The sequence below is a fragment of the Citrobacter sp. Colony219 genome (assembly GCF_019382635.1).
Lineage (GTDB): Bacteria > Pseudomonadota > Gammaproteobacteria > Enterobacterales > Enterobacteriaceae > Citrobacter > Citrobacter youngae.
This window is the reverse complement of record NZ_CP080033.1, coordinates 3,640,717-3,649,482: the sequence shown is the minus strand read 5'-3', so window position 1 is coordinate 3,649,482 and position 8,766 is coordinate 3,640,717. Positions and strand designations below refer to the sequence as shown.

At 54.1% G+C, this 8,766-nt stretch carries 11 protein-coding genes; 10 read left to right on the top strand and 1 reads right to left on the bottom strand.

What is annotated here, in order from left to right:
• Positions 1-2: 2 nt before the first annotated feature.
• Complete coding sequence (suhB, locus tag JTI85_RS16365) at positions 3-806, bottom strand: inositol-1-monophosphatase (RefSeq protein WP_219351754.1); 804 nt, start codon at positions 804-806, stop codon at positions 3-5.
• Between the two features lie 118 nt (positions 807-924).
• Between suhB and trmJ the strand changes: the two genes are divergently transcribed.
• From trmJ to pepB, 10 genes are all read left to right on the top strand, one after another.
• The gene (gene trmJ / locus JTI85_RS16360) at positions 925-1,656 is read left to right on the top strand and encodes a tRNA (cytosine(32)/uridine(32)-2'-O)-methyltransferase TrmJ (protein WP_003838431.1); all 732 of its coding nucleotides are present in this window, start codon (positions 925-927) and stop codon (positions 1,654-1,656) included.
• Positions 1,657-1,829: 173 nt separating this feature from the next.
• Entirely contained in the window at positions 1,830-2,321 is a 492-nt protein-coding gene (iscR, locus tag JTI85_RS16355; protein WP_003037674.1) for a Fe-S cluster assembly transcriptional regulator IscR, read from the top strand.
• A gap of 112 nt (positions 2,322-2,433) precedes the next feature.
• The gene (iscS, locus tag JTI85_RS16350) at positions 2,434-3,648 is read left to right on the top strand and encodes a cysteine desulfurase (RefSeq protein ID WP_219351753.1); all 1,215 of its coding nucleotides are present in this window, start codon (positions 2,434-2,436) and stop codon (positions 3,646-3,648) included.
• A 25-nt stretch (positions 3,649-3,673) separates the two neighbouring features.
• On the top strand, positions 3,674-4,060 hold the full coding sequence (gene iscU, locus JTI85_RS16345) for a Fe-S cluster assembly scaffold IscU (protein ID WP_002913991.1): 387 nt from the start codon (positions 3,674-3,676) through the stop codon (positions 4,058-4,060).
• Between the two features lie 20 nt (positions 4,061-4,080).
• A complete protein-coding gene (gene iscA, locus JTI85_RS16340) occupies positions 4,081-4,404 on the top strand; it encodes an iron-sulfur cluster assembly protein IscA (RefSeq protein WP_003037681.1) in 324 nt (107 codons plus the stop codon).
• Between the two features lie 108 nt (positions 4,405-4,512).
• Positions 4,513-5,028 (top strand): co-chaperone HscB, encoded by a 516-nt coding sequence (hscB, locus tag JTI85_RS16335; RefSeq protein WP_003838436.1) that lies wholly within the window; start codon positions 4,513-4,515, stop codon positions 5,026-5,028.
• 15 nt (positions 5,029-5,043) lie between these two features.
• Positions 5,044-6,894, top strand: coding sequence for a Fe-S protein assembly chaperone HscA (gene hscA, locus JTI85_RS16330; protein ID WP_115601662.1), 1,851 nt, complete (start codon positions 5,044-5,046; stop codon positions 6,892-6,894).
• A gap of 1 nt (position 6,895) precedes the next feature.
• On the top strand, positions 6,896-7,231 hold the full coding sequence (gene fdx / locus JTI85_RS16325; protein WP_003037690.1) for an ISC system 2Fe-2S type ferredoxin: 336 nt from the start codon (positions 6,896-6,898) through the stop codon (positions 7,229-7,231).
• 11 nt (positions 7,232-7,242) lie between these two features.
• Positions 7,243-7,443: a Fe-S cluster assembly protein IscX gene (gene iscX / locus JTI85_RS16320; protein WP_003037694.1), complete on the top strand. Its 201-nt coding sequence runs from the start codon at positions 7,243-7,245 to the stop codon at positions 7,441-7,443.
• A gap of 61 nt (positions 7,444-7,504) precedes the next feature.
• Positions 7,505-8,766 (top strand): aminopeptidase PepB (gene pepB / locus JTI85_RS16315; RefSeq protein ID WP_219351752.1); only part of this gene is annotated, 1,262 nt, incomplete at its 3' end.

Below are 8,766 nucleotides of genomic sequence, written 5' to 3'. Positions count from 1 at the left end.
GATTAACGCTTCAGCGCATCGCTCAGCTCGTCACGCATGTTAGCCAACATGGCTTTAACAACGCGCGGGTTACCTGCAACGATGTTGCCGGTTGCCAGGTAGTTATGACCACCGGTGAAGTCGCAAACCAGTGCGCCAGCTTCACGTGCAATCAGCTCACCTGCTGCGAAATCCCATGGTTTCAGACCGATTTCGAAGTAACCGTCGACGCGCGCAGCGGCAACGTAAGCCAGATCCAGCGCAGCAGAACCTGTGCGGCGGAAGTCAGCGCACTCGGTAAACATTTTGCCAAGAATTTTCATGTAAGAAGCGGCGTGCTGCTTCGCTTTGAACGGGAAACCGGTGGCGATGATGGTGCCGTCCAGATCGCGGGCGGTGCTGCCACGCAGACGATAGCCGTTCAGCTGTGCGCCCTGGCCGCGAGTGGCGGTGAACAGTTCGTTACGCATTGGATCGTAAACAACGGCGACTTCAGTACGGCCTTTAATGCGTACTGCGATAGATACCGCGAAGTGCGGCAGACGTTTTACGAAGTTGGTAGTGCCATCCAGTGGATCGATAACCCATTGAATATCCTGATCTTCACCTGCGTGCTCACCGCTTTCTTCGGTGATGATGGTGTGCTGTGGGTAAGATTTGCGAATAGTTTCGATAATAATCGCTTCGGCGGCTTTATCGACGTTAGTCACGAAATCATTGCTGCCTTTCTGGCTGGTTTCTACAGAGTCTGGGGTTTCGTAGTGTTTGGCAATTACATTACCCGCCTTGCGCGCTGCGCGCACGGCGATGGTCAGCATCGGATGCATCGGTCTCTCTCACTGGATGTTAAAGAACGGGAAAACGGCGCAGAGTATAGCAGCGAGTTCGGAATATGTCTTCGTTTTATGATAATATGCCCGAATAATCTTTAGCCGAAGAAATACAATGCTGCAAAATATTCGAATCGTGCTGGTGGAAACCTCTCACACTGGCAACATGGGCTCTGTAGCCCGCGCAATGAAAACCATGGGTTTAACCAATCTGTGGCTGGTAAATCCACTGGTTAAACCGGACTCTCAGGCCATCGCTCTGGCGGCAGGTGCCAGTGATGTAATCGGCAGCGCGCAGATCGTCGATACTCTTGATGAAGCGCTGGCAGGTTGCAGCCTGGTGGTAGGCACCAGCGCGCGCTCCCGTACGCTGCCGTGGCCGATGCTGGATCCGCGCGAATGCGGTTTAAAAAGCGTCTCTGAAGCGACGAATTCGCCGGTGGCGCTGGTGTTTGGTCGTGAACGCGTTGGTCTGACGAATGAAGAACTGCAGAAGTGCCATTACCACGTCGCTATTGCTGCGAACCCGGAATACAGTTCGCTGAACCTGGCGATGGCGGTGCAGGTCATCTCTTATGAAGTGCGCATGGCCTGGCTGGCGACGCAGGAAAGCGAGAAGACCGCAGAATACGAAGAAGCTGAGTACCCGCTGGTCGATGATTTAGAGCGTTTTTACGGTCATCTGGAACAAACGCTTCTGTCGACTGGGTTTATCCGCGAAGGGCATCCGGGACAGGTGATGAACAAGCTGCGCCGTCTGTTTACGCGCGCGCGTCCGGAGAGCCAGGAACTGAACATTTTGCGCGGGATTTTAGCGTCGATTGAGCAACAAAATAAAGGCAAGTAAACGTAACGCCTCCGGCAAGTAAAAATGGCACTGAAGGTTAAATACCTGACTAAATTAGTCAAGTAAATAGTTGACTGATTTAGTCGGGAATGTCAGACTTGCCCCTGCTATGCAATACCCCCATTTTACAATAAAAAACCCCGGGCAGGGGCGAGTTTGAGGCTAAGTAAGACATGAGACTGACATCAAAAGGGCGTTATGCCGTGACCGCAATGTTGGACGTTGCGCTCAACTCCGAAACGGGCCCGGTACCGTTGGCTGATATTTCTGAACGTCAGGGAATTTCCCTGTCGTATCTGGAGCAGTTGTTCTCCCGTTTGCGTAAAAACGGTCTGGTTTCCAGCGTACGTGGACCAGGCGGCGGGTATCTGCTGGGTAAAGATGCCGGCAGCATCGCAGTAGGTGAAGTAATTAGCGCTGTTGACGAGTCTGTAGATGCGACCCGTTGCCAGGGCAAAGGCGGTTGTCAGGGCGGCGATAAATGCCTGACCCACGCGCTGTGGCGCGATCTGAGCGATCGTCTGACCGGTTTCCTCAACAACATTACGTTGGGCGAACTGGTGAATAATCAGGAAGTCCTGGATGTGTCTGGTCGCCAGCACACGCATGACGCTCCACGCACTAATCGTGCACAAGACGCGATCGACGTTAAGTTACGCGCATAATAATAGTATTTTAGAATCAGGCCGGGGCGTCAGACGCCCCGTTAACTCGGTCGTACATCCAGCCGGTTGCCTGATTCCTTGCATTGAAGCGATGTACGGAGTTTATAGAGCAATGAAATTACCGATCTATCTCGACTACTCCGCAACCACGCCGGTGGACCCGCGTGTTGCCGAGAAAATGATGCAGTGTCTGACCCTGGACGGAAACTTTGGTAACCCAGCGTCTCGTTCACACCGTTTCGGCTGGCAGGCTGAAGAGGCGGTAGATATCGCCCGTAACCAGATTGCCGATCTTGTGGGTGCCGACCCGCGTGAAATCGTCTTTACCTCCGGTGCGACGGAATCCGATAACCTGGCGATTAAAGGTGCAGCCAACTTTTATCAGAAAAAAGGCAAGCACATCATCACCAGCAAAACCGAACACAAAGCCGTGCTGGACACCTGCCGTCAGCTGGAGCGCGAAGGGTTTGAAGTCACCTACCTCGCCCCGCAGCGTAACGGCATTATCGACCTGAAAGAACTTGAAGCGGCAATGCGTGACGACACCATCCTCGTCTCCATTATGCACGTGAATAACGAAATCGGCGTGGTGCAGGATATCGCGACTATCGGCGAAATGTGCCGTGCGCGCGGCATCATCTATCACGTTGATGCGACCCAGAGCGTAGGCAAACTGCCTATCGATCTGAGCCAACTGAAAGTGGACCTGATGTCCTTCTCCGGTCACAAAATCTATGGCCCGAAAGGTATCGGTGCGCTGTACGTGCGTCGTAAACCGCGTATTCGTATTGAAGCGCAGATGCACGGCGGCGGTCACGAGCGCGGTATGCGTTCCGGTACGCTGCCTGTGCACCAGATCGTTGGCATGGGTGAAGCATACCGTATCGCTAAAGAAGAGATGGAAACCGAGATGGCGCGCCTGCGCAGTCTGCGTAACCGTCTGTGGAACGGCGTGAAAGATATGGAAGAAGTGTATCTTAACGGCGATCTCGAGCAGGGCGCACCGAACATTCTCAACGTTAGCTTCAACTATGTTGAAGGCGAATCGCTGATTATGGCGCTGAAAGATCTGGCTGTATCCTCCGGTTCTGCATGTACTTCTGCAAGCCTGGAGCCATCCTACGTGCTGCGCGCGCTGGGGATGACCGACGAGCTGGCACACAGCTCAATTCGTTTCTCTTTAGGTCGTTTCACTACCGAAGAAGAGATTGACTACGCCATCAATCTGGTTCGCAACTCCATCGGCCGCCTGCGTGACCTTTCTCCACTGTGGGAAATGTTCAAACAGGGCGTGGATCTGAACAGCATTGAATGGTCACATCACTAATCGGTATCGATAAGGAGAATTCATCATGGCTTACAGCGAAAAAGTAATCGATCATTACGAGAATCCACGTAACGTGGGTTCTTTTGACAACAGCGACGAGAACGTGGGCAGCGGCATGGTGGGTGCACCAGCCTGTGGCGACGTGATGAAGTTGCAGATCAAAGTCAACAATGAGGGTATCATTGAAGACGCGCGTTTCAAGACTTACGGCTGCGGTTCCGCTATTGCTTCCAGCTCTCTGGTTACCGAATGGGTAAAAGGGAAATCTCTGGACGAAGCACAGGCGATTAAAAACACCGATATCGCCGACGAGCTTGAACTGCCACCGGTGAAAATTCACTGCTCTATTCTGGCTGAAGACGCGATTAAAGCCGCGATTGCGGATTACAAAAGCAAACGTGAAGCAAAATAATTAAGAGTTGAGGTTTTATTATGTCGATTACCTTAAGCGACAGTGCAGCAGCGCGTGTAAATACCTTCCTGGCAAACCGCGGTAAAGGGTTTGGTCTGCGTCTGGGCGTGAGAACCTCCGGCTGCTCAGGTATGGCCTATGTACTGGAATTTGTTGACGAGCCGGCGGCTGAAGATACCGTGTTTGAAGACAAAGGCGTAAAAGTTGTGGTCGACGGTAAGAGCCTGCAATTCCTCGACGGTACGCAGTTAGACTTCGTCAAAGAAGGTCTGAACGAAGGGTTTAAGTTTACTAACCCGAACGTGAAAGACGAATGTGGATGCGGCGAAAGCTTCCACGTGTAACGCGCTTACCGATAACCCCACCGTGGTCGCCTGCGCGTGGGGTTTGTTTTACCTGACTCTCTGGTTTTGCTCCNKTGAACAACAGAGAATCGATGCCCTGAGAATGTTATGGACTACTTCACCCTCTTTGGCTTGCCGGCCCGTTATCAGCTCGATACTCAGGCGCTGAGCCTACGTTTTCAGGATCTACAACGTCAGTATCATCCTGATAAATTTGCCAGCGGTTCCCAGGCGGAACAACTTGCTGCGGTTTCGCAGTCCGCCACGATCAACCAGGCCTGGCAAACGCTGCGTCATCCTTTGATGCGCGCCGAATACTTATTGTCTTTACACGGCTTTGATATCCGCAGCGAGCAGCACACGGTGCGCGATACCGCGTTTCTGATGGAACAGCTGGAGCTGCGCGAAGAGCTGGACGAAATTGAACAGGCAAAAGACAGTCAACGTTTAGATGCGTTTATGCAACGCGTCAGCGAAATGTATAACGTTCGTCATCAACTGATGGTGGAACAGCTGGATAGCGAGACGTGGGACGCAGCGGCAGATACCGTGCGTAAGCTGCGTTTTCTCGATAAACTGCGAAGCAGTGCAGAACAACTCGAAGAAAAACTGCTCGATTTTTAATTTCCGGAAGCGAAAATGGCCTTATTACAAATTAGTGAGCCTGGTCTGAGCGCCGCGCCGCACCAGCGTCGTCTGGCGGTAGGTATCGATTTAGGCACCACCAACTCCCTGGTTGCGACCGTACGCAGCGGCCAGGCCGAAACGCTGGCAGACCATGAAGGTCGCCACCTGTTGCCGTCAGTGGTTCACTATCAGCAGCAGGGCTACTCTGTTGGTTACGATGCCCGCGCCAATGCCGCGCTGGATACGGCAAACACCGTCAGTTCGGTAAAACGCATGATGGGCCGCTCTCTGGCAGATATCCAGGCGCGTTACCCGCATCTGCCTTATACCTTCCAGGCAAGTGAAAATGGCTTGCCGATGATTGAAACCGCTGCCGGTTTGCTTAATCCGGTGCGCGTCTCCGCTGACATTCTGAAAGCGCTGGCCGCGCGGGCAACCGAATCACTGTCCGGCGAACTGGACGGCGTGGTGATCACCGTTCCGGCTTACTTTGACGATGCACAGCGTCAGGGGACCAAAGACGCCGCGCGTCTGGCGGGTCTGCACGTATTGCGCCTGCTGAACGAACCGACCGCAGCAGCGATAGCCTATGGCCTGGACTCCGGTCAGGAAGGCGTGATTGCGGTCTACGATCTTGGCGGCGGTACTTTTGATATTTCTATTCTGCGCCTGAGCCGCGGCGTGTTTGAAGTGCTGGCGACCGGCGGTGATTCCGCGCTCGGCGGCGACGATTTTGACCATCTGCTGGCCGATTATATTCGCGAGCAGGCGGGTGTTGCCGATCGTAGCGATAACCGCGTACAGCGCGAACTGCTGGATGCCGCTATTGCCGCGAAAATCGCGCTCAGCGATGCCGATTCTGTGACGGTTAATGTGGCGGGATGGCAGGGTGAAATAACCCGTGAAATCTTTAATGAACTCATTTCCGCACTGGTCAAGCGTACGCTGCTGGCCTGCCGTCGCGCGCTGAAAGATGCGGGCGTGGAGCCGCAAGATGTGCTGGAAGTGGTGATGGTCGGTGGTTCAACGCGCGTGCCATTGGTGCGTGAACGCGTCGGTGAATTTTTTGGCCGTACGCCGCTGACTTCTATCGACCCGGACAAAGTGGTCGCCATTGGTGCGGCAATTCAGGCGGATATTCTGGTCGGGAACAAACCAGACAGCGAAATGCTGCTGTTGGACGTTATCCCGCTGTCGCTCGGTCTTGAAACTATGGGCGGTCTGGTGGAGAAAGTGATCCCACGTAACACCACTATCCCGGTGGCGCGCGCGCAGGATTTCACCACCTTTAAAGATGGCCAAACCGCGATGTCCATTCACGTGATGCAGGGCGAACGTGAGCTGGTGCAGGACTGCCGTTCACTGGCGCGTTTTGCGCTGCGCGGCATCCCGGCATTGCCAGCTGGCGGCGCACACATCCGCGTGACCTTCCAGGTGGACGCCGATGGTCTGCTGAGCGTCACCGCCATGGAGAAATCCACCGGCGTTGAGTCCTCAATTCAGGTTAAACCGTCCTACGGTCTGACCGACAGTGAAATCGCCTCCATGATTCAGGATTCGATGAGTTTTGCCGAGCAGGACGTTAAAGCCCGTTGGCTTGCAGAACAGAAAGTCGAAGCGGCACGCGTACTGGAAAGTTTATCCGGTGCGTTGAACGCAGATGCCGCGCTGTTAAGCGCCGCAGAACGTCAGGCTATCGACACCGCCGCCGCGCATTTGAGCGAGGTTGCACAGGGTGACGATGTTGACGCGATAGAACAAGCCATTAAAAACGTAGACAAACAAACCCAGGAATTCGCCGCTCGCCGCATGGATAAATCTGTCCGTAGCGCGCTGAAAGGCCATTCCGTGGACGAGGTTTAATATGCCAAAGATTGTTATTTTGCCTCATCAGGATCTCTGTCCCGATGGCGCAGTTCTGGAAGCTGAGACCGGCGAAACTATTCTTGACGTTGCCCTGCGTAACGGTATCGAGATTGAACACGCCTGTGAAAAATCCTGTGCCTGCACAACCTGCCACTGCATCGTACGTGAAGGTTTTGATTCTTTGCCGGAAAGCACAGAAGAAGAAGACGACATGCTGGATAAAGCCTGGGGACTGGAGCCGGAGAGCCGTTTAAGCTGTCAGGCACGTGTCACCGAGGACGATTTAGTGGTCGAAATCCCACGTTACACAATCAATCATGCACGTGAGCATTAACAGAGGGTAGTATGGGACTGAAGTGGACCGATAGCCGTGAAATCGGCGAAGCGCTGTACGACGCGTTCCCCGATCTCGACCCCAAGACCGTTCGTTTCACCGATCTGCACCAGTGGATCTGTGACCTGGAAGAGTTCGATGATGATCCACAGGCATCGAACGAAAAAATCCTTGAGGCCATTTTGCTGGTCTGGCTGGACGAAGCCGAATAAGTCAACGGGCTGCCCACGGGCGGCCCGTTTTCCTGTATGCGCGAAAATAAGGATAAATAAAATGACAGAAGCCATGAAAATTACGCTTTCCACGCAACCCGCCGATGCCCGCTGGGGTGAAAAGGCGACATACAGCATTAATAATGACGGTATTACCCTGCACCTGAACGGAAAAGATGACCTCGGCCTTATCCAGCGCGCCGCCCGTAAAATTGACGGCCTGGGTATTAAACATGTCCAACTGGATGGTGAAGGCTGGGATACCGAACGTAGTTGGGTGTTCTGGCAGGGCTACAAAGGACCAAAAGGCACCCGCAAAGTTGAGTGGGCCGCTCTGGATGAGGCGCAGCGCAAAGAGCTGGATAACCGCCTGAAAATTATTGACTGGGTGCGCGATACCATTAACGCCCCGGCAGAAGAGCTGGGCCCGGAACAGCTGGCGCAACGCGCAGTAGACCTGCTGTGCTCTGTTGCCTGCGATAACGTCTCTTACCGGATCACTAAAGGCGAAGATCTGCGCGAGCAGAACTACATGGGATTGCATACCGTAGGTCGTGGCTCTGAACGTCCTCCGGTACTGCTGGCGCTGGATTACAATCCAACTGGCGATAAAGAAGCGCCGGTTTATGCCTGTCTGGTTGGCAAGGGAATTACCTTTGATTCCGGCGGATACAGCATCAAGCAAAGCGCATTTATGGACTCGATGAAGTCTGATATGGGCGGTGCGGCCACGGTGACCGGCGCGCTGGCGTTCGCCATCACCCGTGGTCTGAACAAGCGCGTTAAGCTGTATCTGTGCTGCGCGGATAACCTGATCAGCGGCAACGCCTTTAAGCTCGGTGATATCATTCACTATCGCAACGGTAAAAAAGTTGAAGTGATGAATACCGATGCCGAAGGACGTCTGGTACTGGCCGATGGCCTGATTGACGCCAGCGCGCAGAAACCGGAACTGATTATTGATGCTGCCACGCTGACCGGCGCGGCGAAAACGGCACTGGGCAACGATTACCACGCGCTGTTTAGCTTTGACGATCAACTGGCTACCCGTCTGCTGGCAAGTGCGGCGCAAGAAAACGAGCCGTTCTGGCGTCTGCCGTTGGCAGAGTTCCACCGTAGCCAGCTGCCGTCTAACTTTGCCGAGCTGAATAATACCGGCAGCGCGGCTTATCCGGCGGGTGCCAGCACTGCGGCGGGCTTCCTGTCTCATTTCGTGGAAAACTATCAGCAGGGCTGGCTGCACATCGACTGCTCTGCAACCTATCGCAAAGCGCCGGTTGAGCAGTGGTCTGCGGGCGCAACCGGTCTGGGTGTGCGCACTAT